Here is a 22813-nt window from a genome sequence, read left to right as displayed (position 1 = left end):
TTTGAACACTGTCTTTGAATACACCTTGAAGAATCTTAGGCTAACTCAGCCCATATTAGGATTGAGAACACTGTCCCAACACTTGTCTGGCTCATCAGTTCAGAAACATTGTCCATTCTCTCTAGTCGCTTTAATCATCACACCACTGACCATTCCATTCCATTTGGATTCAATAAACAAGACTTCATCGAAGAATCCAACGACCAAAACCCCTCACTGAGTAGTGACCTGCTTCCAGTCGATTCTCTGCAGATTGATGCGGTTTTCAGTGCCGAGGTAGTGAAACAACCGTTGAAGAACAATGGGCCGACGTGTCCAAAAGCGATGAAGCGGACAAAGAGGCGCGTCCAGCGCGGAAAAACCCGCCACAAAACCGAAGCATGCAAAACCCTGCTTGATCCACGTGGTCCATCACAGTGGCCACCTGTACAGATACGAGAGCTTTCTTTTGCTGTTGCAGCCCAATCTGGTGTCAAGACAGCATGCTTTGCACAACGGGAAGAGACGTGGTGTCATGAACTGCTCACCTAAGTATTTCCACTCCTTGTGGCGAGCCAAGAGCTGTTTATCGTTTGTCGGTTGTTTGATCGGCAGGTGACCTTCCGCTGCCACGCGCTCATGGCCTGCAGCAGCCGGGAACACCAAGCAATGACTGACCTCGCAATCAGCATCTCAGCGGCACTGCGCGATGCACAGCTCCAGCGTCTTGAAGCGTCCTTGGCTACCAAGACGCCGTCCAAGGCTCAAGCAAAACCATCGTCGGATAACGACAAGCGGGCTTCGGTTCGCGGCTGATCATCCAGACCTGCTCCATCCCTCGATCAGAACAAACCTTGCCGCGATTGAACTCGATCGCACCCACCAGCCAGGACGCCATCTGATCCGCTTCCTCCTCGCTCAGCAATGGCACCAGACAGTCCCATGTTGGCTAACCACGACGATCTAGCTCCCTTCATCCAGGCCAAGCGCAAGCAAATTGTCCAAAACCCTTCAGATCGAATGCATCGCGAGAGAAAGAATTAAAAGCATTCATCAAGACCATCCTTCACAGACCTATAACTGAAGGAATTGATGCCCTGCATCTGGTTCACCCACGCCGATAGTTTAACGAAAAATTTCTGATCGGTTTTGACAATGATGAAACACTTTCTTGCTATATTAATAACGCTGGCCTCATGCTGTCCTGCTGTATCGGCTCAATCCAAACAGGATGTTAGGCATTATTTATGTAGAGATCCATTCATCAGCGACGAATTTCCAAAGCTAGGGACGCGACTCACAATTGATTGGAACAATCGTCGTTTTACCTTCAACAATTATCTGGGATGGTATGACGGATTTACGATAGAAGATGAAGGGCTCGCAATTTATTGGGAGGGAGATAGAGAAGGAATCTACGAGCGTTGGACTATCGATGTTGTCGAAGGATATATCACTCAACAAAACAATGACAATGCGCAAATCACATCAAAAGTGACGTGTCTAAGGACTGCTCCTTTTTGGTTGAACTAGCCTTCCTCTAGAAGTATCCATGAGTGCTAGCAAGTGAACAAGAGTCTCAAATTAGGCAAGCGCATGCACAGCCAGCCAGAACAGCGGATAGTAGCTTTCAAGCTTTCTGCCATGCCAAGATTCCCCTTGGGATAAACCAATAGGAAATGAGCTGAAAATTTTTGCCCAAAATATAGGAGCGAAAAAAATCTTTCAAATCTATCCAACTATTGCGATATTGGCTTGGGTATAGCAGTGTGCTGATGACAGCAAAGATCATGACGTGAAAAAAATTTCCTGCGGGGTGATGACCTAGCTGAAACCCCAGCAGACGGGCTTCGCTATTGACGCTGAAATCAAGACCGAAATGATCGTGGAGTTTATCGTGCAGCTCAGTGCACTCGCCAATTCCGGGAATCCAGTTCTCTAGAAATTGCACATAGGGATCAGGTCCTGACTCCGGCATCTACCCACGGCAATACACGCCATTGAAAAGAGCCTTTGAAGATCTTGATGTAGCCAATTCATCCATTCCCAACACAGGGGGAGCTGCAGCGTGACTCCGGTTTAGCTGCAATGAGGCAACAGTTCAGCCAAACGGTTTAAACGTGGTGTCAGAGGATCGCTGAGGAGATGACATATGCAACTCCTCAGCGATCGAGAGTAGAACGTCCCGAATTGACGTCCATCGGTGGCAAGACCTCCCTTCGACGCGTGGAAAAGATCCTGGTCAGAAATGATTTCAGCCTTAATTTCTCAGAATAGAAATCTGCAGTGGTGGAGAGATCACTATTGACTGTGCCAAAGGGCGAGTGAATGTGAATTTCGATTCACCAGATGGCAAGAGTGCATTCTGTACACCACCTTGTTTCCCGAGCAAACCCTGTACGTTGAAAATTGAATCATCATCAATCGCGGCGCTAAACACCTCTGCTCGGCTATCAGTGTACGCAAAGAAACTCTTATCACGTGTGGATTTTCTTCCATCATAAATTTCAACCAGCGAGTTACCATCGAAACCACTTGACACAAGAATGCGATTCGCTGCATTGGTTGTGCTCGATGGCAGGCGTGCGACTGATACTCCCCGGCGATATCCAGTACGAATCGCATTGAATGAATTGAAGAGCGTCGGTCCAGCTGTCGTGCCGTTGTATCCCCTGACCTGAGCCTGAATGCCGAAGCTGCTTCCCAAGAAGAGCTCCATAATGCCATCAGGATTGACTGATGACACGTTTCCTCCACGCAAAGTGCCGACATCAGCCGTCTCGATTCTGACACCGCCAAGATAAGAAGATCCAAAAGGTCGCAGTTGTCGAATCGGCCTTGGCCTGACCAAGTTCAATTGCCAGTCAGAATCACCACTAAAGGCGCTTCCTTGCCAATTAGGGTCAGCAGCAGTCGATGAAACTCCGAAGATACTGACAAGCCCACCTAAACCTTGAGCTGCTGCAATCTCAATTTTTCCGGGAGCTGTAATCGATCCCGCTGAGATTTCTACGCCACCGGTATAACCTCTTCCAAATGGGAAGAAGTTATACGCGATGTTTTCAACAGCTCTATCGTCGATGAGCTCCCAGACCCTGACTTCACCCAGTCGACCTGGTCCTGAAGCAGTAATGATGTCAGGCTCACCGTCACCGGTGACGTCTGCGCCATACACCTGAACACCACCTTGGAAGCTTGGCTCGAATGCAAAAAAAGGTTTAAATCTGTCAGCACCTGTAACTGGATCAATGACGCGTACTAACGGTCCCGTAGGATTACCACGGCCTGTGCCGATAATGATGTCGTCTTTTCCGTCAGACAGTGCTGTTTCGCCTTCAAAAGTGACAAATTCATCAGTAAAATACGAGTCATTTTCATTTTCCGGCTTAGAAAAAGCCAGCTGGAAATAATCGTCAAGATAGTCTTTTGCAAGACTAGTCAGTCCATCATCGATACCCAAAGGTGGTAAATCTGTAAAAAAGTCTGGCTTTGCGAATGGGTCAGAAAATATATTTTTATCAAGCAAACTTGGCGAAGAAAAATTCATCTTGCTTGTTTACTCCACCGCAATCATAGCTTTGGGTCAATTCCACGACCAACTAAGTCTGCGTTTACCCATGAGACATCTCCGCCATTGACAGGAATGAATCGATCTGCCCTAACGGTGAGACAGGCAAATGATGAAAGGCTAAGAGAGAGGTCTCACCAGAACCTTCAACCCAAACTGTTTTGATCATCACTAGTTGCCCCTTTTGCTAGCACTAGGCAACGATTGTCAGCAGTAAGAAGTTTGATGTTCTTTATAAAACCATTCGTTGATTCAAAAAAAACTGGTTTTGGCTGTTGAATTTTCTCTCAGCGACTGTCGTACTCGTTGGTAGCAACAGTAGTCGATATCCAAGCCAAATCATAGGCATCAGATCGCATTCGTCCGTACTCTTCGGTGTATTGATTGAACAATTGATCATTGAGCTCACTGACAAAGAAAACAGCTTTGTCTGCTTGCTCTGAAGTGATCAAGCCTTCCGACAACATCAGGCACAGCAAGCAACGCTGAGCGTTTCCAGCCCCCTCAGCCTCTTCAGGCGTGCCTGAGTAGGCAAAGGGTACCCCATAAAGAAAGCCTCTAAACCCGTGCGCAGGGAGACTGAATAAAAAAAGCACACGCTGAGGTGTGCCCGTTCAATGAAATCAGTCAGACGATCACTCCTCGCCTTCCTCGTCTTCTGCTCCTGAAGGAATCAGCGAAACACCTTTCTTTTTGGAAAGCTTGATGGTGAATTCATCCCCAGGCTGAAGGTCAAGCATGGCTGTGTAGGCCTTGCCAACCAGCAGGTTTCCATTGCCTTGCACGACAGCTTTGTAGGAGAGCTTGCGGCCACCCTTGCCAACACCCGCAGAACCACCACCAAGTTCAACACCCTTGGCATTCAGCAGGGCTTCGTAAAAAGAGGTGAAGTTGATGCGCTCTCCACCGTCCTTTTTGGTCGACACATAACCACAGGCTTTCGCCATGTCGCTCTTGGAAACATCGCCAAGCTCTTTGACTTTGGCGAGAAGATCGGCTCCGGTGAGCATTGTTGAGCTGGGCAATAGGAATACCAGAAAACTGCCACATCAACGAGTGTTTGCAAAGGTTCCTGGCGTTACACCCAAGGGCAAAATCAGGTGGTCTTTAACCACTGAAATGTCGCACTCCACAACAGTGAAACCGCCAACACATGACTGCATCGTGCTGCGGGACGTCATGGGCAACTGGAATTCAGATGGAGGGTTGCGCCAAGCCGACACTGACGACCATGCTCATAACACCTAAAGCCCTTGGCGCAACATTGATCATTCAGCACCTGAATAGACAAAGACATCACCCCGCGTTGATTCGCATCCATCAGCGGAGGCCTCACTGTCTTCTCATCCACGGCGCCCATGAAACGAAAACAAGGAGGGCTTGTCTGAATTCCACAACGAAACACTTTGGGAAGGGCGCTGGGATGTTGTTCAGAATTCTCCTTCTCACCAAACACCAGAAGACACCCCACCTCGATCCACCACAAGGCCAACAGGGGTTGTTAAAGGTTGGACTCTCAGCACCCCGTTCCTACCAAGGGGTCTTTATTTCTTGAGGCGGTAGCCGGCGCTGATGTTCATCCAACCGCTCGGGCAAGCCTCACCGTTGGTGAGCTTCACGTCTCAGCGGATCGGCAACACACAGGTCGTTTCCAACGTGTTCACATCATCGAGGGGGAACTGATCATGACCGGTTGCCTTCGGAATGCGCTTCTGGGCACGTGCCTCAGCAGGCGCCAGCAATGTCAGGCATGCGAGCCCAGCCAACCACGTCGTCATGCCCCCCGAGGCTTTGAATCCTGCAGAGCGTTGCACACCCATTGAGGACAAACCGGCGGGAGCCAATGGGCGACGGCAATGATCAGAACAGTTGGTATCAAACGCCACGGTTGAGACGCATCATGCGTCAGTAGTTTGAGCTTGTTGAGAGAATGACGCCTCGTGCGTTGGGAGCCTGAGGGGGCTCCTTTTTTATGGGTGAATGCTCCATGTTTTCAAAGGGTCGAACATGGATCACTTGCTTAGAAAGATCTGTGCATCAAGCAGTGAAAGGGCAAACAGCATGCTCTCAATCGCTGCCCTGGTCTTGGCGCTGGGCATGCCAGCACTCGCTCAAACCAATGAAGAACTGCCCCAGGAGCGCCTGATCACTCCGGCCCTCTATGAACTTCTCAATCGCCATGGGGCCAACATCGCTGAAGACCGAACCCGCGTGATTGTTGAAGCCTGCCAAGCGAATCAGTTAGGTCCCGATGTCTTTTATCGCCCGCGCTTGGGGGATCCATGCTGGTGATCAATCCAAACTTGACATTTCACAGTCTTTTGGACCAACAGCCTTAAGGAAGCCGACCAGATTGGGGCCTTGACGCCTGCACCAACTCCTTCTGAATGGCCTTGCCCCCTTTGACACTCAACCATGACTGATCAAAGAATTGAGCAACTGCTGCAGGACGCGGAAAATCACCTGAAGAAACAGAGCTGCCGATCAAGATATGAACGCTCCGTCATTCGGCTGCCCGACAGCCGCCGGAACATCTGGCTCAAAGATGATGAACGGGCGGCCTGAAGCCCTTGCGACAAGAATCAGTGCTGGGTCAATCCAACCCGATTGACTCGGGATTGTTTTCGTCAATGCCTGCACCAATGGAGGCCACCCTTGAAACATCCACCAGCATCACAAAGGGATTTCAGCCTCAATGTCCCACCCCTCTTCAGTCAATTCATCAGCCGTTTGCGCTGCATCCTGGGCGGGGACATGAACGAGAAGGAATTCCTCCCCCTGATTGCAGTAGATCCTGGTTAGACCGATCACAGCGGGGACTCCCGGGTGTCGACTCTCCATCCAAACCAATTTGGATCGTCCCGACAAGGCTTGATCAGCAATCTCTGGTTAGGGTCGGGGAAGACCTCCGTCAACAACTGAACCAGCCGACGGTTAATTGGGGGCATCAACCACAGCAGAGCTCATGATGCGCAGCACAACTCTGGTTTTGGCGGCGGCAGCAGCACTGGTCACCGTCTCTGAAAGTCTGCTGCGAGCTGATGGTCTTACCGAACCCGTTGATGCCTATTGCACCCTTGATTGGCACAACGATTGCACCAGCACTATCGAAGGCCCCTGTCTGGTCAATGAGCATGAGGGACACACCTATGTGGACGGTTTTCTATACCTCAATTTCAGCTTCTTAAGTCATGAGGAAGGGGTGACCTACGAACGCTCCGACCATCAAGGCAATGATGTGTTCGTGCGAGATGGCCACTACAGCCTGACGGTGATTCCAGACTGAACCCACTCCGCAACTGACCACCCTGGGGCAGGCTTCGCGTGGTGCAAAACCGTCCACGAAGCCCTTGGTCTGTGTCCTTGGATGCGACAGCTGCTCAGCTTTGGGAATACGCCGTGATTACCGTGCTCTCGATGATGTGCCCAGCTCCGGCAATCATCGCTTTGTTGTCTTCGAAGAGTTTTTGAGCTGCACCCACTGGGGCTTGCTGAACGGCACAAACCTTGGTGGGGTCGTCTTTGCTCACGCCGCGGAACAGCGATTTGAGACCAATCGATTCATGCATCTTGGTCACATCCTCACTGTCGTAAATCGCTGCCCACTGTTCAAAAGGCACGCTCAGGCTAAAAGTCCACACGGTGGTTTCCATGACTTAATCAAATGGTTGCGCTAGTCAATCACTGTGGCTGAGTCCGTGTTAGTTGCGGGTGTGACAACAAAAACGAGCGGAGTTGCACAAACGCACCCGAACATCCAAGCCGTCCTCAATGCAGTTCAGAGCTAGGCATGGACCTTGAACTCTCGAACACAGCATTAACTCAACTGAGGCGGTTCAGACCTCAGGCTTGCTGCTACAGGGACCGAACAGGTTGATCAGGAAACATCACGTCAAACTCGCGCCGATTACGGATGAAGTCCTCAATCTTTGGCTAAGCACTCAACACGTGGTTCTGACCATTCAAAGGACGCAAGCTGAGCTTCAAACGGATGCTGGTCTCAGGGACTTCGCCATCACAATGGGAATCGATAACGCTCGCTTCGACGCCGACGCCGCTTTACTGCTCAAACTCGGCTTGGTTGTCACAACGGGCGAACGCCAGGTCGAAGCGGGAGAACACCGTGTCGGAGTCTTTAGCCAATTGCTTCTTGCCATCGCAACCGATTCGCAACGGCCATCAGGATTGACGATCGACACTGTTCTGTCGGTTAGCCGTGAACAGACAGACAAGGCAACCCGTCAACAGTTCACCGGGGCGGACAACGGCAATCACATCATCATTGACGCTGCCAATGCTTAACCGATGGGCCATCTGATCATCGAATCCGCTCACCAACCCTGTAGTGCACTGGCCTGCCCACCTTCATCTCGCCTCCGTCAAGATCAGCAGAAAACAAGATCAGCAGAAAATCCTGACTTGCGCGTGTCACGCTGCCGAACCTGACGAGGAATGCAGTTCCAAAAAAAAAACCCCGCCATTGGCGGGGTGAGACTTCAGCTGAAAGTCAACGCAGCGTGATCAACCTGCGTTGGCAGAGAGCTTCACAGGGGACAGATGAGCTGATGTGTAATCGATGCCCTCGGAGTGGGCAGCAAAAACATGCTGAGCACTTTGAAGACGACGAGCCTTGAGCTCTTTGGCTTTGATCAAAAGGAGGGTGTTCATGGACATCACCGACAGCGTCTCAAACCCCGTTGCTTGTTTGAGATCGAACTGCGTCCCCTACCAGGGGACCAACGTATCGAAAGTATAAGACAAACCCCTGCCCCCTATCTGCACAAGCTCAGACCAAGCTGGAGTCGATGTCGGCCTCGGGGTTGAGCTTCAACACCATCCAAAGCAGCATTGCGACGCAGGCCCGGTCATCGGCGCCGTAGTCGTATTTCCAATCATCCACCATCCCCGTGAGCTCTCGCTGCGCATGAGTGATGAATTCATCCGTCCACTCCTCCATCAGCGAACAGGGGGAAAACAACGACGCCATCCCACTTTGAGCATGTTGTTCCAGACATCGATCGCATTGGCCCTCAAGAGACGTCGGCGGTAGCGCGGAACAGGAGGCTGCGGACGAATCCATTCGTAAACCCGCAGCTCAACCCACTGACCGTGGCTCGTTTTGGTGTCGGGCCGGAAATGCACCAAGCGCTGATCCATACCATTCACCATCCAGGTGCCCCGGTCGTGGTGAGCGGAGACCGGCCACTTGGAATCAATCAGATCCTGCATGCAGGGAATTCTCTCCCTTGATGGTTCACGCTCACCCGAATGCGCATGAAACTTGAGAACTGCGATCGCAGCCGATCAAAACGCCTCAATCTGAAGCGTCTGCTCCACGAGAACCCTGAACAACTCCTGCTTCTTGTAGACAAGAAACTCCTGCTCTTGCGCATCACCACCGGGCCAGTAACGCAAGGCATCACAGGTGGTTTTGTATTCGAGCCGCAACGCCCTCAGGTCGTAGTCGAAGCTCGCGACGATCTCGTCACCCATGGGAATTAACTTGCTGACACTGTGTTACAAGCCTTTCCAAAAACTTGACGTATCACTCGCAACCCACTTCCAAATCAGCAAACAATTAGCTCCGCTGGAGGTTTGTCATCCAAAAAAAAAGGAGGGTCCCACCCCTCCTTAGCTCGACGCATCTCCGGTTTTCACCCGAAGACCGCTGCATTCTGATGGCTCGCGTCCAAAGACTCGGTAGTAACAATTACCCACTCACAAACCCGGCCACCTCGGCAAAATGTGCTCCGCGATGCGCCGTCATGTCGCCAAAGAAACACGCCAGAACTTCGATCAGTGCTCGAATTGCGCTGGCGTTGCCACGACTCCATGCCAACTTGCCACTCGCGCTTCACAACGAACGACGTTGACCCGCTGTTTCATCACGTCAAGGCGGGGATGACAGTCATCCACCGCTCAAAAGACTCAAACATCAGCATGGCCGACGTGCGACGCGTCAGCGACCAGCAAGAGTCCACACAGAACCCTCCGCTGTTTGAGGTGATAGACGTTCACACCGGCGTGATTCGTTGGATCAGCGGCCACCAGATCACGCACATCGTGCCTGCGCTCTGAATTCTGAAGACAAGGCGGGGTGGACACGATGAGTCCTACATACGATCAACCCAATACCGGAGCCAGCAGGAGATACCCGATCAGACATCCCAAAACGGTCAAGCAAAGCGTTGGAATTGTGAGCCCCATTCTTTTCTCCACACGACGACCTTCATTCTCTACAACAATTCACATCCAACAAGGCATTTTCGCAAAAACACGTATCTGAGCTAATATTTTTTCGCAATAAAAGAGCTGCAGAGTCAACCACCAAATTTGAAAATTTAGGCATTAAGACTTAGTCGTTGAAGGATTAAAAAGCGCAATACTCATCCATCTCGAAACGATTTGCGTGCATCAACTTCACGTCAACGTTGCTTTCCTCGGTGGAACGGTTCTCTTGGCCGTGGTCATTACCACCTTGATGGTGAAAGTGGCCGCTTAACAATCAAGCCAATGGGCAGCTCTCCACCGGCTGGCTAGCTGTCAAGCAGGACGGCCAGGACAGGTTGATGCCCCAAAGGTTCCTGCCGTGTGAGGCCTGTCCCCCTACAGCAGCGGTAACGTCACGATTCCAATGAATACCATTCATGCCTAAATCTGTTCCTGAAAGGACCCAGCAGCACAGGTCCTGAAACCGAACCAAGACGGTCGGGTGTCCTCCTTCCCTGGGATTAAGGCGAGGCGTAGACCAATCAGGTCCCTTTCGGAGACCACCATGACGGCCACCACACTTCAGGCCCAGGAGCGTTACTGGCAGGGCCTGGCCGCCGCCCAGATCCGGCGTGAGCGACTTGTGCGAGCGGAACGACTCAACGGACGCCTGGCCATGCTGGGATTCATTGCGCTGCTGGTAACGGAGGCCTGTTTGCAACAAGGACTGCTGCAGGCCCTCGGTCTCTGATTGGCATCACGGCCAATCACGACGACAGCGCTCTAACAGACAACCGTCCATCCACACCCTTCAACTCTCCGCCGATTCCGCCCGCAGGGCAATGAGCATGAACACCAGTAGGCAATGCCCGCCGGACGGTGGACAGTAAGTGCATCGAGAACGGAGGCGCTCATGACAGCTGACACTCCACCCCAGCACAACTGAGAAGCAGTCTGACTTTTTGGCACCCTGCTCCAACAGTTTCAACCGAATTGTGAGGTTGGTCCTTTGACAGGCATGACCCGGACCGCCACGCCGATCGACACTCCACTGCACCGTCCCAGGTGCCCGGGAGTTGCATCAACCCAACACTTGAACCCATGGCCCCAGGGACGCCCCAGCCAGTCGTGTCGACCCCGACTTCAGATCACTGATTGAAGGGTTGAACCCTGCATGAACGAGCGACCATAGCCGTCTCACCATCCGGTGGGGCGGCCATCTCCGTTCCATCACTCTGACCACCTCCTGGCGTGACTGCATGCCTAAAACACAACCAACGAAGCCCAGTCGCCAGCGATGACGGAATCACCGCAAACCCGGAAACGCCGGGCGCTCACCTACACCGAGATGATGAATTCCGGCACACAACAGCTGGCAGCGGAGCCCTCCGAGGAGATGGAGCAGGAGAAACCGCGACCAGCGGCCACGTCAACCCATTACGATCACGACGGCAAAATCCCCTGAGAGACAGGTTCAGGGCGGGTATTGGATGCGAAGCCTGTTGCCATTGGCATGCTGCAACAGCTCCTGCCGGGCATCGCACAGCATCCTGAACCCCTGCTTGGCATAGCAAGGGTTCGCAGGGCAAAGGAGCATGCTGGTCCTCCAAGGAGATGGGATGGACAACCTGCTGGTGTCGGGTGCGGATTCAGCACCGCTGAGGGTGCTGCTGGGCCATGGAGCCGGTGCCGGCATGGACAGCCCGTTCATGGCGGCAATGGCCGACGGCCTTGCCGATCAGGGCTGGCAGGTGTTGCGCTTCGAGTTTCCTTATATGCAACGGCAACGCAACAGCGGCAAGAAGCGTCCGCCCGACAAGGCTGAACTTCTGTTGAACAGCTTCCGCGAACAGGTGAAGGCGCTGGCGCACGACAAGCCCCTTGTGATCGGGGGCAAGTCGATGGGCGGGCGCATCGCCAGCCTTCTGGCGGATGCTCTGTTCGACGAGCAACGCATCCAGGCCTGCATCTGCCTCGGTTATCCGTTCCATCCATTGGGCAAGCCCGATCAGCTGCGTACAGACCATCTGGCCGACTTGCGCACACCCACGCTGGTCGTTCAGGGGGAGCGAGACGCGATGGGACGCCAGGAGGAGGTGAGCACTTACAAGCTGTCGAAGCAGCTGCAGCTGGCCTGGTTACCCGACGGGGATCACAGCTTCAAGCCTCGCAAGAGTTCAGGCCACAGCGAAGCATCGAACTGGGCTCTGGCAATCGAAGCAATGGATCGCTTCCTGAGCCAACAGCACACGGGCGCTTGATTCGATCACCACACGTTCGGGCACTGCACGTGCATCGCCGCTGACAAGGCCGCGAAGAAATCATTGGAGCCATCGGGACGGTCCGGCGCGACCCCGGCCTCGAAGCGCAGCATCTGCGTCTGCTGGACCCAGGCATCATTGAACGCCGACAGGCCCTGGCGATTGTCCTCAGCGCCACGCGCACAGTGAAACTGCACGAGTTCCAAGTCGTCATTCAACATCGCCTCCCTGCTCTGGCTCTGAGCCAGTGCAGGATTCAACAGCGCAGATGGCACGATTCCGGAGGCCAACGCGATCAGCAGCCACCCCGAAAAGCTGGGGTTAGCAGGTCCTCTGAAGGCGTGGAGCGGGCGCATGCGACAGCAAGATCTGATCCCATGCTGCGCAGAGATCGCTGAGGCGTCCACAGCCTGCGGGAGCGTCAGCCGGCGCGCAAAAGGTCAGGTCTGATTGCCGCCAAGCATGTCGTCATACCCCTCGTAAGGGTTGTACTCCGACCAGCCGGGGCTGGCCTGATCCATCAGGCCATATTCACCATCGATCATGTCAGCGCGAGTGTTGCCGGTCGGCACCGTATTGCAGGTGATCCCACCACCAGCGACGGGTTGGCAGTCGTCAAAGCGCACCTGGGCATGGGTGGTACCGGACAACGCTCCGGCAATCAGCAAAGCGGCGGTAAGCCCTGAGCCCGAGATCCTCATGGTGCGCGAAGCAACAACCTCCATTTTGCCGAGATCGGAGGGCTGTGGCTGATCAGAGTCCGGAGCAGAGTTGTTCGCTTTCCCGCAGCGTCTCGAAGGCCTCCTCACCACGGGCCACATCCAGCTGCACCATCACCACCTCGGCCTGCAGGCCCAACAGCAAGGTCTGACAGGGATATCGATCCTGAGCTCCAGCACGACGCTGCAGCGTTTCAGTCAGCAACAGCGCCTGCTCGCAACTGGGTGCATGGGCCGCGCGAAAGCAGTGCAACAGCAAGGGCCTGACCGCAGACAGCGACGAGGCCTGCGATGGCAACCCAGCCAGTGCAGCGGCACATCCAAGCGAAACGATCCATGGGGTGCACCGCCCCAAACCACCTCGATCGTTTTCAACCATCAACGCCATCACGCTGCGCTGCTCCTGGCTGAAAGAATGCTGTCGATTCGCTGAAGACACCGGATGTACACCGATTGGACCGCCGTTGCCCTGCTGCTGTTCACCGCGGTACCGCTGCTGGCCGTGGTGGCCACTGCCACTTTCTTTATCTGGCAGCAGAAGAAGAAGCAACTGCGTTAGGCGTGGCAGGGGCCTCTTGGGTGCTGACCCCAGCCCGGAGACCAGTCACCCTCGCCAAATCAAGGGTTTGTGGAGCGAGCTCAACCGCTGCGGTCACGCCACGACCGAGACAGGTCTGACACGTGCGGGATTGTTGCTGACTGATGCGTTGAATTCCGCTGCCGCCACAGCTCGAGCAGATCGCCATAACCCAGCCTTAAAGCCATTGCCAGTGTGGGATCACCAGGCCGCCATGATCCCGAAACTTTCCTTAAGAATCCAAGGATTGGATGCAGTGCTGCAGCAATCGCGGCTGTTGCCGAAGGTGCTCGAGCAGCTCAGTGGCCGACAGCGCACATCCCTCAGGGACCAGGGTCAGTGACGCGGCCAGACGACCCAGCACCTGTTCTGCAGTCCAGCCCTGGTCTCGCAACGGCGCCAGCCCCTGGGCACGCTCACGCTTGGACAGCTTCTGGCCTTCAGCATCACAAAGCAACGGCACATGTTGGTAGCGCGGTGGGCTTTGGTCCAACACGGCAATCACCGCCCGCTGGGCACGGCACACCGGAGCCAGATCGTCACCACGCACCACATCGGTGATGCCAAGCGCCAATTCATCGACGGCTGTGGCGAGGTGATAAGCGATGAATCCATCGGCTCGACGCAGCACAAGGTCGCCACACTGGGTCTCGTCAGCCGCCAGCACCTTCAGCCGCCAGGACGGTAGGCGCCCGTTCTGCGAATCCCAACCGCGGAACTGGTGACGGCAGGTGCCGGGATAGCGCCGACCCTGCCCGAGCTGGCGGCGACTGCAGCGGCAGGGATAGAGCAGCTCGGCCCGCCGCAAGGCTGAGAGCACACTGCCGTAAAGGCCCCGACGCTGACTCTGGATCAGAACCGGTCCATCCCAAAGCAAACCCAGCCAACGCAGATCCTCCTGCGCTGAAGCAATCGCCCCGGCACGGATGCGCGGGGTATCGAGATCATCGATGCGCAGCAACCACTCCCCACCCTGCAGATGGGCATGGAGCCAGGAGATCAGTGCCGTGCGCAGGTTGCCCAGATGCAGGGGACCAGAGGGTGTCGGAGCAAACCGGCCGCGATAGCCCTGCTGACGCGCGCGGTATCCCTGCTCGAACAGGGCCTGAAGATGGTCGGGGAAGTCCACATAAAAAAGGTGGCCCCGCAGGACCACCTAAATCAAGCGTTGAGGCCGAGACGTCAGCCCTGCACGCGATCCTTGAACATCTTGCCGGCGGTGAAGGCAGGCACGCGCTTGGCGGGAATCTTGATCTTCTCACCGGTCTTGGGGTTCAGACCCTGACGGGCGGAACGCTCACGGGGCTCGAAGGAGCCGAAGCCGAGGATGGACACCTTCTTGCCCTCGACAACGGAATCAATAATGGTCTCGATGGCGGCGTCTACCACCAGGGACACGTCGGTCTTGGTGAGCTCAGTGCGGGCTGCAACCAGATTGACGAGATCGGCTTTGTTCATGAACTGGGAGGGGGAAAGTGGCGGAAGCAGTTGGATCGACGATGCGGAGTCGGCATCCGCACGGCTTCCCAAGCGCGCCAATCGTATGGAGACAATCGCGGTGCGGCAACCAAAAACACCGTGCCGCAATGCATTCACAGCATCAGCGACGCTTCAAAAAAAGTCCGGTTTTGACGGATCGGCCTCGACCCAACTGCTGAACGGCGCCAGACGACCGCCCCGCAGCGCTCCAAGCCCCGCACCAGAAGCTAGTGCTGGCGCGGCTTTTGCTGGAAGCCATTGGCGGAGACGTTCCAGACTTCGCTGCTGCCGCGGCCAGTGAAAGGTGCGCCGATGCTGCAGCGGAGCGAGACGATCCGATGCGACAGGAACAAGCAAACGTCCGCAGAACAGCACATCCAAAGGCCCAGGCGCATGCACAACGGCATGGCCTGGGGTCGGTCCAGGGGTCCACAGCAGGCGCAAACCGGAGGCAGTGGTCGCTTCGTCGGCGAAGAGGTCGAGCTCCTGAACGCCGGGCAGGAGGTAGGCCTCCTGCTCCTGAACCAGCACAGGCCAATTCACACGCTCTTGCAAACGCCGCAGGCGGCCATGACCTTCCCGGCTGGTGAGCAAGATGCGAGCTCGGCGTCCCGCCGCCAACGCCTGCAAGGCCATGAGGGTGGCCTCAGTCAACGGCGGGCAGTCGATCAGCACCGGTTCCGGATCCACATCCACCCACCAAGAGGAGCCGCCACGGCAGTCGCGGTTGGGGGGAAACAACCAGAGGTCCGGCCGGATCTGCTGGGGCGGACGGCCCGACTCCAGAGCGGAGGTCATCACAGACACGGTGGTTCACCGCAGTTCTCACTACTTTGATGGCAGCACGTTCAGCGGTCCGGGAGTGGAGCCTTGAGCACGATCCTGCGCGGCAGACCCTGGCCCCTGGGCAGCAGCTTGAGTGAGCTGGGCGTGAATTTTTCGGTGGCGGCACCGGCCGCCAATCGGGTGGAACTGCTGTTGTTCGAGTCTGGTGAAGCCGCCAGCCCCTGCGAGGTGATCGATCTGGAAGGCGATCGGCACCGCTCGGGTGATTACTGGCATGTGGAATTGCCAGGACTGCAGGCCGGCTGCTGCTACGGCTACCGAGTGTTCGGTGCTCTGGCCCCCGGCGGACATGGCTTCCACCCCGGCAAGGTGCTGCTCGACCCCTGCGCCCGAGCGATTGACGGCTGGTCGGTGTACGAACGTGGCGCCGCCACTGGAGCGTCGCCCAACACCGACTGCTGCCTGAAGGGTGTGGTGTGTGAACGGAATCGCTTCGACTTCGATGCGCATCCGCGACCGCGGCACAGCTGGCAGAACACGGTGGTTTATGAGCTGCACGTGGGCGGCTTCACCAAGGCGGAAGACAGCGGAGTCGCTGCGGAGCATCGCGGCAGCCTGCTGGGGGTGATCGACAAGATCCCCTACCTGAAGAGCCTGGGCGTCACCACGATCGAATTGCTGCCAGTGCAGGCCTTCGACCCCCAGGACGCCCCTCCCGGACGCGACAACGTATGGGGCTACAGCCCGCTGAGCTGGTTCGCACCGCATCAGGGCTATGTGTGTGGTGACGACCCACTGCTGGCCCGCGACCAGATGCGGGCCCTGGTGGCGGCCTGCCATGACGCCGGGCTGGAGGTGCTTCTGGATGTGGTTTACAACCACACCACCGAGGGCAACAGCCAGGGCCCCACCTTGAGTTGGCGGGGCTTCGCCGACCGCACGTACTACCACCAGAACGACAAGGGTCAGTATTTGGATGTCAGCGGCTGCGGCAATTCGATTGCGGCCCACCAACCCATCAGCCGTGAGCTGATCCTGGAGTCGCTGCGCTGCTGGGCTCTGGAACTGGGGGTGGATGGCTTCCGTTTCGATCTCGGCATTGCTCTGAGCCGTGGCGAAGGGCTCAAACCGCTGGACAAACCGGCCTTGTTTGAAGCAATGGAAGCCGACCCCTTGCTGAGCGAACTGAAGCTGGTGAGCGAACCGTGGGACTGCGGCGGCCTCTACCGGCTCAATGACTTCCCAGCCCAACGCATCGGCACCTGGAACGGTCGGTTCCGCGATGCGCTGCGCAGCTTCTGGAAAGGTGATGACGACAGCACCTGGGCCCTGGCGCAGCGACTGCGCAGCAGCCCGGATCTCTACGACGGCAAAGCGGCGAGCCTTGGGCGTTCGATCAACCTGCTCACCGCCCATGACGGCTTCACGCTGCTCGATCTGGTGAGCTTCAACGGCAAGCACAACCTGGCCAACGGCGAGGACAACCGCGACGGGGAAAACCACAACACCAGCTGGAACCATGGCGTGGAGGGTCCCACCAGCGACCCGGCGATCCGGGCGCTGCGCAAGCGCCAGCAGCGCAATCTGCTCACCACGCTGCTGTTCGCACGGGGCGTCCCGATGCTGTTGATGGGCGATGAAGTGGGCCGCAGCCAGGGCGGTAACAACAACACCTGGTGTCAGGACACCCCCTTGAGCTGGATGATCTGGTCTGAAACCCACTGCGATAAAGCGCTGCTGACCTATGCCCAGAGGCTGCTGAAGGTGCGCTCCCAGCTGGCGGAGCTGATCAATCCCCTCGTGGCCCACAGCGAGCCGCCGCCACCGCCGGCACCATCCGCGGACACGCCCGAAACGCCCGAATCGCCCGAACCACGTCTCAGTGAGCCAGAGGGGCTGTGGCGCCAATGGCATGGCGTAGAACTGAACAAACCGGATTGGGCCAGTTGGTCCCACTGCCTGGCCTACAGCGTGCAACGGGGCAGCGAAGGGGCAGCACTTTGGATTGGATTCAACGCCTACTTCAAGGCGATGCACTTCGATCTGCCCGAGCCGTCATCACCTTGGTGCCGACTCATCGATACCGCCCTCACCGCTGGCGAAGACTTGCCGACTGCCCTGGAACCTTGGAGCCCCAAGGGTGTGCCGCTGGAGGCCCGAAGCCTGGTGGTGATGGTGGCCCGCGATGAGGCCGCCAAACTCAAGCTCTGAGTGTCGGCTTGAAGCAAGCGGGCGGCGGGAATCGAACCCGCATCATCAGCTTGGAAGGCTGAGGTTTTACCACTAAACTACGCCCGCACCAAAACATCCGTACCAATGCCGCAGAGGCCTGGTGGGTGTTGTGCCTAACCATTATGGCGGTCCGTCCGCCCCCCTTCCTGCCCGATGAGCACGAGCACCCTGGCCGGGGGATCCCGCCGGCGCCTGATGGTTGCGTACGGACTGGGAGATGCCGGCACAGGATTGGCCGCGACGCAGCTGGGGTTTTACCTGTTCCCATTCTTCACATGCACGGCGGGCCTACCGGCTTTCATTGCCGGCTCGCTGCTGACGGTGATCAAGGTGTGGGATGCCATCAACGACCCGCTGATCGGCTGGATGAGCGACCACACCCAAAGCCGCTGGGGGCCGCGCATCCCCTGGATTCTCGGGGCTGCACTACCGCTGGGCATCAGCCTGTCGGCGATGTGGTGGGTTCCGGAGGGAACCACCCTGCAGCGCACCTTTTACTACGTGGTGATGGCCATCTTGCTGATGACGGCTTACACGAGCGTCAACCTGCCCTACGCAGCGCTCTCGACTGAACTCACTAGCGACACCGCCATCCGCACCCGCCTGAACGCGGCCCGTTTCACCGGCTCCATCGTGGCTGGACTCAGCGGGTTGATCGTGGCCTCATTGGTGCTCACTGATGGGGCGGATGGTTATCTGCGCATGGGGCGGATTACTGGCACCATTGCCACCCTCGCCACCCTGGCCTGCTGCTGGGGTCTGGCCCCCTACGCCAAGAAATCAGCGCGGCCAATCAACCAGGCGGAGCCGCCACTGGCGCAGCTCAAGCGCATCCGCTCCAATCCCCGTTTTCTAATGGTGCTGGGGCTGTATCTGGCGCTCTGGTTCGGCCTGCAGCTGATGCAGGTGGTGGCCTTGATCTGGCTGGTGCAGGTGGTGCACGTTCCCCCGAATCTCTCCACCTGGATCCTGCTGCCCTTCCAGTTGAGTGCCCTGCTGGGCCTGCAGCTGTGGAGCCTGCTCTCCAACAGGCGAGGGCGCCTGGTGGCCCTGCGCTGGGGCGCGGGCCTGTGGATCGTGGCCTGCCTAATCTCGATGGTGTTCCCAGCCATGCAGCACGGCGGTACCCCGGCTGAATTGACTCCGCTGATCGGTCTGATTGCGCTGGTGGGCATCGGCGCCTCGACCGCCTATCTGATCCCTTGGTCACTGCTGCCAGACGCCATTGACGCCGATCCCACCCGACCGGCCGGGCTTTACACCGCCTGGATGGTGCTCGGCCAGAAACTGATCATCGGCGTGAGCATGAGCGTGTTCGGTGGGTTGTTGTCGCTGACCGGCTACATCTCCAGTGCGAGCTGCGAAGGCGCCATGAACTTCATCGAGCAGCCGGCCTCAGCACTGTTCGCCATCCGCATGAGCATGGGGCTGATTCCCGCCATCCTGGTAGGCATTGGCCTCCTGGTGATGCGTCGCTGGCCCGACCGCGGCGCCCATCTGCAACGCACATGACCACGTCCCGCCTCCGCGTCCGTCTGAAATCACCCCGCTGGCTGAACCGTCTGGGCAGCAGCCTGATCATCGGTGGCCAGGCAGTGACGGCTACCGCGCGAGGGCGGATCAACACGATCGACTTGCTCGATCAACTGCAAGAAGCCGGACCCGGCAGTTTTCTGATCGTGATCATCACCGCCCTGGCCGCGGGGACGGTGTTCAACATCCAGGTGGCCAAGGAACTGAACAGCATGGGCGCCAACGCCACCGTGGGCGGCGTGCTGGCCATCGGCCTGGCACGGGAGATCGCGCCGCTGCTCACCGCCACGCTGCTGACAGGCAAGGTGGCCACCGCCTATGCAGCGCAGCTGGGCACGATGAAGGTGACCGAGCAGATCGACGCCATCACAATGCTGCGCACCGATCCGGTGGAATACCTCGTCGTGCCCCGCCTGATCGCGATGGTGGTGATGGCACCGGTGCAGTGCCTGCTGTTCTTCGGGGTCGCGATCCTGGGCGGCCAGATCAGCAGCACCGAGATCTATCAAATCCCTCCAGAGGTGTTCTGGAACTCGGTGCGCACCTGGCTGTCACCGGAAGATCTCCCATTCATGCTGGTGAAGGCCCTGATCTTTGGCCTGCAAATTGCGGTGCTCTCCTGCGGCTGGGGCATGACCACGCAGGGCGGCCCCAAGGAAGTGGGCACCAGCACCACCGGCGCAGTGGTGATGATCTTGGTGACCGTCGCCCTGATGGACGTCCTGCTCACGCAACTCCTGTTCGGCTGACCCGCCCTTGCCCTCGATGACCTTCACACCCTCCCCCTCAGAACAGCCCAGCAGCGAGGCCACCAGCGTGAGCATCAGCCCAAGCCCGCGGCTGGCCTTGCTAGTGGTGCTGTTGAGCGGGGCTTTGCTGCCCCTGCCGCTGCGGCCTTGGCCGACCCTGGTGGTTGGCCTGTTTGGCCTGTTCCTGCTGGTTCAGACCTACAGCCTGCGGCTTGAGTTCACCGCCAACACCCTGGTGGTGTGGCGCGGTAAGCAGGAGCTGCGGCGCTTTCCCTATGCCGACTGGCAGAGCTGGCGTCTGTTCGCCGCCTGGATGCCAGGCCTGTTCTATTTCCGCGAGGTGAAGAGCATTCACTTCCTGCCGATCTTGTTCAACGCCAAGGAACTGCGCGAGCAACTGGAGCTGCGGGTGGGAGCTCTGGAAACACCCAAAGCCTGAGCTGCGGCCACCTGCCAGAACCAAGCGGCACACTAGCGTAACGTTAAAGATACGAAACAGGAACGCCAGCGTGCCTACGCTGCCAAGCTCCCTGCGATCGGCTGAAATAAGAGCAGGACAAGCCAGCCATGCCTGACGACACCGACCTGACGCCCCAAGACGCGACACCTGCCGCGGAGGGTTCCGAGGACGTCACCAGTGAAGCGCCAGCCCCTGAAATGGCAGCAGCGGCTGAACCATCCACAGCCATCGAAACGGACCAAACGAGCGCAAGCGCAACAGGACGATCAACCACCGACGGTGGTCACGAGGCTCTGATTCAGCTGGCCCTCACTGATCTGCAGAACCGCCGTAATGCACTGCAGCAGGAGATCGAGGTCCTGAGCCAGCGCAAGCAAGCTCTGGAGCAGGAGATGACCGCCAGCTTCGCGGGTCAGTCCGATGCGATCGCACGCAAGGTGAAGGGATTCCAGGACTACCTAGGAGGAGCCCTGCAGGGCCTGGTGCAGTCGGTGGAGACCATGGAACTGGTGGTGCAGCCCATGGTGGTGCAGCCCTCACCACTGGACTCAGAGGCCGCTGCCAACGCCGACGACACCGTTGCTCCTACCGATGGCACCGCACCGGCAGTGGCGGACACCTTTCGCCCTGATGAGGCGCTGATCCGCGCCAACATCACGCGCTTCCTGGAGCAACCCGATTTCTACGCCGAACCCTGGAAGCTGCGCCGCAGCCTCGATTCCAGCGACACAGCGATGCTCGAAGACTGGTTCTTCAACCAGGGGGGCCGTGGCGCTCAAGCCAGCCGCGGCAACCGCCCGCGCAACGTGCTGGTGGGCGCCGCCCTGATCGCGGTGATCGGCGAGCTCTATGGCGATCAATTCCAGACGCTGGTGCTGGCTGGCAGGCCGGAACGACTGGGGGAGTGGCGCCGGGGACTGCAGGATGCCCTCGGACTAGGCCGAGAAGACTTTGGCCCCAGCAGCGGCATCGTGCTGTTTGAACGGGGTGATGCTCTGGTGGAGCGCGCCGACCGACTGGAGGAACGCGGCGAGGTCCCGCTGATTCTGATCGACGCAGGCGAACGGTTTGTCGACATCCCTGTGCTTCAGTTCCCGCTCTGGCTGGCGTTTGCGGCAGGGCCTGGCGAAACCGACGACGACGACGACGACCTGCTCTGATGCCCTTCCTTGCACTGCTGCTGGGCTACCTGCTCGGCTCCCTGCCCTGCGGCTATCTGGCCGGTCGTTGGTGCAAAGGAATCGACCTGCGCACGATCGGGTCCGGCTCCACCGGCGCCACCAACGTGCTGCGCAACGTGGGCAAGGGTCCGGCGCTGGTGGTGTTCCTGCTGGATGTGGCCAAAGGTGCCGCTGCCGTGCTGCTGGCTGGTGCCCTGACTGCGACCCATCCACTGAACGACTGGATTCAGGTGCTCGCGGGCTTAGCGGCCTTGGCTGGACACATCTGGCCGGTGTGGCTGGGCTTCAAGGGCGGCAAGGCGGTGGCCACGGGGCTGGGCTTGTTCCTGGGCCTGGCCTGGCCGGTGGGGCTGGCCTGCTTCGGGGTGTTTCTTGCCGTGTTCAGCCTCAGCAAAATCGTGTCACTCGCCAGCGTGGTGGCCGCGATCAGCCTTCCGCTGCTGATGGCCACCGGTTCCGGCAGCAACGCCAACCTGCTGGTGGCATTGGTGGCAATGGCGTTGGTGCTCTGGCGCCACCGCAGCAACATCCAGCGGCTGATCAATGGCACCGAACCCAAAGTGGGCCAGAAGTCTTGAGTGCAGCAGCCGGCATCGCCCTGCTCACCCTGATCGCCCAGATGGAAAGCGCCGGCCAGACGCGCGTCCTGCTATTGGACGACTGCCCTGCTGGCCTGGAGGGCTTCTACGCCCCATCGCGCAACCGTATCGGCCTCTGCCGCAACAACCACAACAGCGATGCAGCGCTCACCAGCACGCTGCTGCATGAAGCCATGCACCGGCTGCAGCATTGCCGTCAACCGGAACTGGCCGCGCAACTGGATGTTGAGCAGCGTGTCGACGCCCTGGAGGAGGAGGCCAGAGCTTTGCAGCGCTGGAGCGACCAAGATCCCAACACGGCTGCCGCTTGGATGCGACAGCGGCTGAAGGAGCAGTGCTCGGATCGGCCAAGAAAGCTGAGCAAGGCGTCGTTGGAGTGATCATTGTCACTTCAGCCATCGGCGGTGGTGTTGGAGGTGCGCAGGCCCATCAGATCGCTCCAACCCCCCAAGGACGTCGGCATGACTGCCGAGCGATGAG

The 22813-nt window shown here is 57.8% G+C and carries 34 protein-coding genes and 1 tRNA gene; 17 read left to right on the top strand and 18 right to left on the bottom strand.

Annotated elements, in window-relative coordinates; genetic code table 11:
• The first annotated feature begins 108 nt into the window (after nt 1–108).
• Nucleotides 109–531, top strand: coding sequence for a hypothetical protein (locus tag SynA1560_RS04285; protein WP_186501244.1), 423 nt, complete (start codon nt 109–111; stop codon nt 529–531).
• 190 nt (nt 532–721) lie between these two features.
• Here the strand turns inward: SynA1560_RS04285 and SynA1560_RS04280 are convergent, their stop codons facing one another.
• The gene (locus SynA1560_RS04280) at nt 722–910 is read right to left on the bottom strand and encodes a hypothetical protein (protein ID WP_186501243.1); all 189 of its coding nucleotides are present in this window, start codon (nt 908–910) and stop codon (nt 722–724) included.
• Nucleotides 911–1137: 227 nt separating this feature from the next.
• On the opposite strand from SynA1560_RS04280, the gene SynA1560_RS13670 reads away from it, so the two are divergent.
• Complete coding sequence (locus tag SynA1560_RS13670) at nt 1138–1512, top strand: hypothetical protein (protein WP_222930225.1); 375 nt, start codon at nt 1138–1140, stop codon at nt 1510–1512.
• Between the two features lie 97 nt (nt 1513–1609).
• Here the strand turns inward: SynA1560_RS13670 and SynA1560_RS04275 are convergent, their stop codons facing one another.
• The 5 genes from SynA1560_RS04275 to SynA1560_RS04255 form a co-directional block, all read right to left on the bottom strand.
• Nucleotides 1610–1957, bottom strand: coding sequence for a hypothetical protein (locus SynA1560_RS04275; RefSeq protein ID WP_186470403.1), 348 nt, complete (start codon nt 1955–1957; stop codon nt 1610–1612).
• Nucleotides 1958–2239: 282 nt separating this feature from the next.
• Nucleotides 2240–3526 carry a hypothetical protein gene (locus SynA1560_RS04270; protein ID WP_186501242.1) on the bottom strand — a complete coding sequence of 429 codons (1287 nt, stop codon included), beginning with the start codon at nt 3524–3526 and terminating at the stop codon, nt 2240–2242.
• Between the two features lie 308 nt (nt 3527–3834).
• On the bottom strand, nt 3835–4143 hold the full coding sequence (locus SynA1560_RS04265) for a hypothetical protein (protein ID WP_186501241.1): 309 nt from the start codon (nt 4141–4143) through the stop codon (nt 3835–3837).
• 39 nt (nt 4144–4182) lie between these two features.
• Nucleotides 4183–4557, bottom strand: a complete 375-nt coding sequence (locus tag SynA1560_RS04260) for an AbrB family transcriptional regulator (RefSeq protein WP_186470401.1) — start codon at nt 4555–4557, stop codon at nt 4183–4185.
• A gap of 612 nt (nt 4558–5169) precedes the next feature.
• The gene (locus SynA1560_RS04255) at nt 5170–5391 is read right to left on the bottom strand and encodes a hypothetical protein (protein ID WP_370523183.1); all 222 of its coding nucleotides are present in this window, start codon (nt 5389–5391) and stop codon (nt 5170–5172) included.
• Between the two features lie 217 nt (nt 5392–5608).
• Between SynA1560_RS04255 and SynA1560_RS04250 the strand changes: the two genes are divergently transcribed.
• From SynA1560_RS04250 to SynA1560_RS04240, 3 genes are all read left to right on the top strand, one after another.
• Nucleotides 5609–5839, top strand: coding sequence for a hypothetical protein (locus tag SynA1560_RS04250; protein ID WP_186501240.1), 231 nt, complete (start codon nt 5609–5611; stop codon nt 5837–5839).
• A 123-nt stretch (nt 5840–5962) separates the two neighbouring features.
• Nucleotides 5963–6112 carry a hypothetical protein gene (locus SynA1560_RS04245; RefSeq protein ID WP_186470399.1) on the top strand — a complete coding sequence of 50 codons (150 nt, stop codon included), beginning with the start codon at nt 5963–5965 and terminating at the stop codon, nt 6110–6112.
• 403 nt (nt 6113–6515) lie between these two features.
• Nucleotides 6516–6833 carry a hypothetical protein gene (locus tag SynA1560_RS04240; protein ID WP_186501239.1) on the top strand — a complete coding sequence of 106 codons (318 nt, stop codon included), beginning with the start codon at nt 6516–6518 and terminating at the stop codon, nt 6831–6833.
• 94 nt (nt 6834–6927) lie between these two features.
• On the opposite strand, the gene SynA1560_RS04235 is transcribed toward SynA1560_RS04240, so the two are convergent.
• A complete protein-coding gene (locus SynA1560_RS04235; protein ID WP_186470397.1) occupies nt 6928–7200 on the bottom strand; it encodes a DUF3764 family protein in 273 nt (90 codons plus the stop codon).
• Nucleotides 7201–7420: 220 nt separating this feature from the next.
• Between SynA1560_RS04235 and SynA1560_RS04230 the strand changes: the two genes are divergently transcribed.
• Entirely contained in the window at nt 7421–7849 is a 429-nt protein-coding gene (locus SynA1560_RS04230; protein WP_186501238.1) for a hypothetical protein, read from the top strand.
• A 219-nt stretch (nt 7850–8068) separates the two neighbouring features.
• On the opposite strand, the gene SynA1560_RS04225 is transcribed toward SynA1560_RS04230, so the two are convergent.
• The 4 genes from SynA1560_RS04225 to SynA1560_RS04210 all read right to left on the bottom strand — a co-directional run bounded on the left by SynA1560_RS04225 (nt 8069) and on the right by SynA1560_RS04210 (nt 9040).
• Nucleotides 8069–8215: a hypothetical protein gene (locus tag SynA1560_RS04225; RefSeq protein WP_186470395.1), complete on the bottom strand. Its 147-nt coding sequence runs from the start codon at nt 8213–8215 to the stop codon at nt 8069–8071.
• A gap of 118 nt (nt 8216–8333) precedes the next feature.
• Nucleotides 8334–8504 carry a hypothetical protein gene (locus SynA1560_RS04220; protein WP_186470394.1) on the bottom strand — a complete coding sequence of 57 codons (171 nt, stop codon included), beginning with the start codon at nt 8502–8504 and terminating at the stop codon, nt 8334–8336.
• Nucleotides 8504–8776, bottom strand: coding sequence for a DUF1651 domain-containing protein (locus SynA1560_RS04215; protein WP_186501237.1), 273 nt, complete (start codon nt 8774–8776; stop codon nt 8504–8506). Before SynA1560_RS04215 ends, SynA1560_RS04220 begins: the two co-directional genes overlap by 1 nt.
• Nucleotides 8777–8851: 75 nt before the next feature.
• Nucleotides 8852–9040: a hypothetical protein gene (locus tag SynA1560_RS04210; protein WP_186470392.1), complete on the bottom strand. Its 189-nt coding sequence runs from the start codon at nt 9038–9040 to the stop codon at nt 8852–8854.
• 306 nt (nt 9041–9346) lie between these two features.
• Between SynA1560_RS04210 and SynA1560_RS04205 the strand changes: the two genes are divergently transcribed.
• From SynA1560_RS04205 to SynA1560_RS04190, 4 genes are all read left to right on the top strand, one after another.
• Nucleotides 9347–9625: a DUF3104 domain-containing protein gene (locus SynA1560_RS04205; RefSeq protein ID WP_255477059.1), complete on the top strand. Its 279-nt coding sequence runs from the start codon at nt 9347–9349 to the stop codon at nt 9623–9625.
• A 697-nt stretch (nt 9626–10322) separates the two neighbouring features.
• A complete protein-coding gene (locus SynA1560_RS04200) occupies nt 10323–10508 on the top strand; it encodes a chlorophyll a/b-binding protein (RefSeq protein WP_186470391.1) in 186 nt (61 codons plus the stop codon).
• A 546-nt stretch (nt 10509–11054) separates the two neighbouring features.
• On the top strand, nt 11055–11222 hold the full coding sequence (locus SynA1560_RS04195) for a hypothetical protein (RefSeq protein ID WP_186501236.1): 168 nt from the start codon (nt 11055–11057) through the stop codon (nt 11220–11222).
• A gap of 130 nt (nt 11223–11352) precedes the next feature.
• Entirely contained in the window at nt 11353–12018 is a 666-nt protein-coding gene (locus SynA1560_RS04190; protein WP_186470389.1) for an alpha/beta fold hydrolase, read from the top strand.
• A gap of 5 nt (nt 12019–12023) precedes the next feature.
• Here the strand turns inward: SynA1560_RS04190 and SynA1560_RS04185 are convergent, their stop codons facing one another.
• The 6 genes from SynA1560_RS04185 to SynA1560_RS04160 all read right to left on the bottom strand — a co-directional run bounded on the left by SynA1560_RS04185 (nt 12024) and on the right by SynA1560_RS04160 (nt 15591).
• Entirely contained in the window at nt 12024–12374 is a 351-nt protein-coding gene (locus SynA1560_RS04185; RefSeq protein ID WP_186470388.1) for a hypothetical protein, read from the bottom strand.
• Between the two features lie 84 nt (nt 12375–12458).
• Nucleotides 12459–12719: a lactate dehydrogenase gene (locus tag SynA1560_RS04180; protein ID WP_255477058.1), complete on the bottom strand. Its 261-nt coding sequence runs from the start codon at nt 12717–12719 to the stop codon at nt 12459–12461.
• 52 nt (nt 12720–12771) lie between these two features.
• Nucleotides 12772–13125 (bottom strand): hypothetical protein, encoded by a 354-nt coding sequence (locus SynA1560_RS04175; RefSeq protein ID WP_255477057.1) that lies wholly within the window; start codon nt 13123–13125, stop codon nt 12772–12774.
• Nucleotides 13126–13546: 421 nt separating this feature from the next.
• Complete coding sequence (gene gluQRS / locus SynA1560_RS04170; protein WP_186501575.1) at nt 13547–14443, bottom strand: tRNA glutamyl-Q(34) synthetase GluQRS; 897 nt, start codon at nt 14441–14443, stop codon at nt 13547–13549.
• A gap of 53 nt (nt 14444–14496) precedes the next feature.
• Nucleotides 14497–14772 (bottom strand): HU family DNA-binding protein, encoded by a 276-nt coding sequence (locus SynA1560_RS04165; RefSeq protein ID WP_006043393.1) that lies wholly within the window; start codon nt 14770–14772, stop codon nt 14497–14499.
• Nucleotides 14773–14925: 153 nt separating this feature from the next.
• A complete protein-coding gene (locus SynA1560_RS04160) occupies nt 14926–15591 on the bottom strand; it encodes an MBL fold metallo-hydrolase (RefSeq protein WP_186470387.1) in 666 nt (221 codons plus the stop codon).
• Between the two features lie 72 nt (nt 15592–15663).
• Here SynA1560_RS04160 and SynA1560_RS04155 point away from each other — a divergent pair, with 72 nt between their 5' ends.
• Nucleotides 15664–17790, top strand: a complete 2127-nt coding sequence (locus SynA1560_RS04155) for a glycogen-debranching protein (protein ID WP_186501235.1) — start codon at nt 15664–15666, stop codon at nt 17788–17790.
• Between the two features lie 16 nt (nt 17791–17806).
• On the opposite strand, the gene SynA1560_RS04150 is transcribed toward SynA1560_RS04155, so the two are convergent.
• Nucleotides 17807–17877 (bottom strand) — tRNA-Gly (locus SynA1560_RS04150).
• 129 nt (nt 17878–18006) lie between these two features.
• Between SynA1560_RS04150 and SynA1560_RS04145 the strand changes: the two genes are divergently transcribed.
• The 6 genes from SynA1560_RS04145 to SynA1560_RS04120 all read left to right on the top strand — a co-directional run bounded on the left by SynA1560_RS04145 (nt 18007) and on the right by SynA1560_RS04120 (nt 22713).
• The gene (locus tag SynA1560_RS04145) at nt 18007–19323 is read left to right on the top strand and encodes an MFS transporter (RefSeq protein WP_186501574.1); all 1317 of its coding nucleotides are present in this window, start codon (nt 18007–18009) and stop codon (nt 19321–19323) included.
• A gap of 23 nt (nt 19324–19346) precedes the next feature.
• On the top strand, nt 19347–20093 hold the full coding sequence (locus SynA1560_RS04140; RefSeq protein WP_186471009.1) for an ABC transporter permease: 747 nt from the start codon (nt 19347–19349) through the stop codon (nt 20091–20093).
• Between the two features lie 16 nt (nt 20094–20109).
• Complete coding sequence (locus SynA1560_RS04135; RefSeq protein WP_186471008.1) at nt 20110–20532, top strand: DUF3119 family protein; 423 nt, start codon at nt 20110–20112, stop codon at nt 20530–20532.
• Between the two features lie 128 nt (nt 20533–20660).
• Nucleotides 20661–21713, top strand: coding sequence for a DUF3086 domain-containing protein (locus SynA1560_RS04130; RefSeq protein ID WP_186501234.1), 1053 nt, complete (start codon nt 20661–20663; stop codon nt 21711–21713).
• Nucleotides 21713–22312: a glycerol-3-phosphate 1-O-acyltransferase PlsY gene (plsY, locus tag SynA1560_RS04125; RefSeq protein ID WP_186470384.1), complete on the top strand. Its 600-nt coding sequence runs from the start codon at nt 21713–21715 to the stop codon at nt 22310–22312. The genes SynA1560_RS04130 and plsY overlap by 1 nt, the downstream gene beginning before the upstream one ends.
• Entirely contained in the window at nt 22309–22713 is a 405-nt protein-coding gene (locus tag SynA1560_RS04120) for a hypothetical protein (RefSeq protein WP_186501233.1), read from the top strand. Before plsY ends, SynA1560_RS04120 begins: the two co-directional genes overlap by 4 nt.
• Nucleotides 22714–22813 lie beyond the last annotated feature (100 nt).

This window comes from Synechococcus sp. A15-60, from assembly GCF_014280095.1.
Lineage (GTDB): Bacteria > Cyanobacteriota > Cyanobacteriia > PCC-6307 > Cyanobiaceae > Synechococcus_C.
Note: the sequence above shows the minus strand (reverse complement) of the source record. Positions and strands in the feature narration are given on the sequence as shown.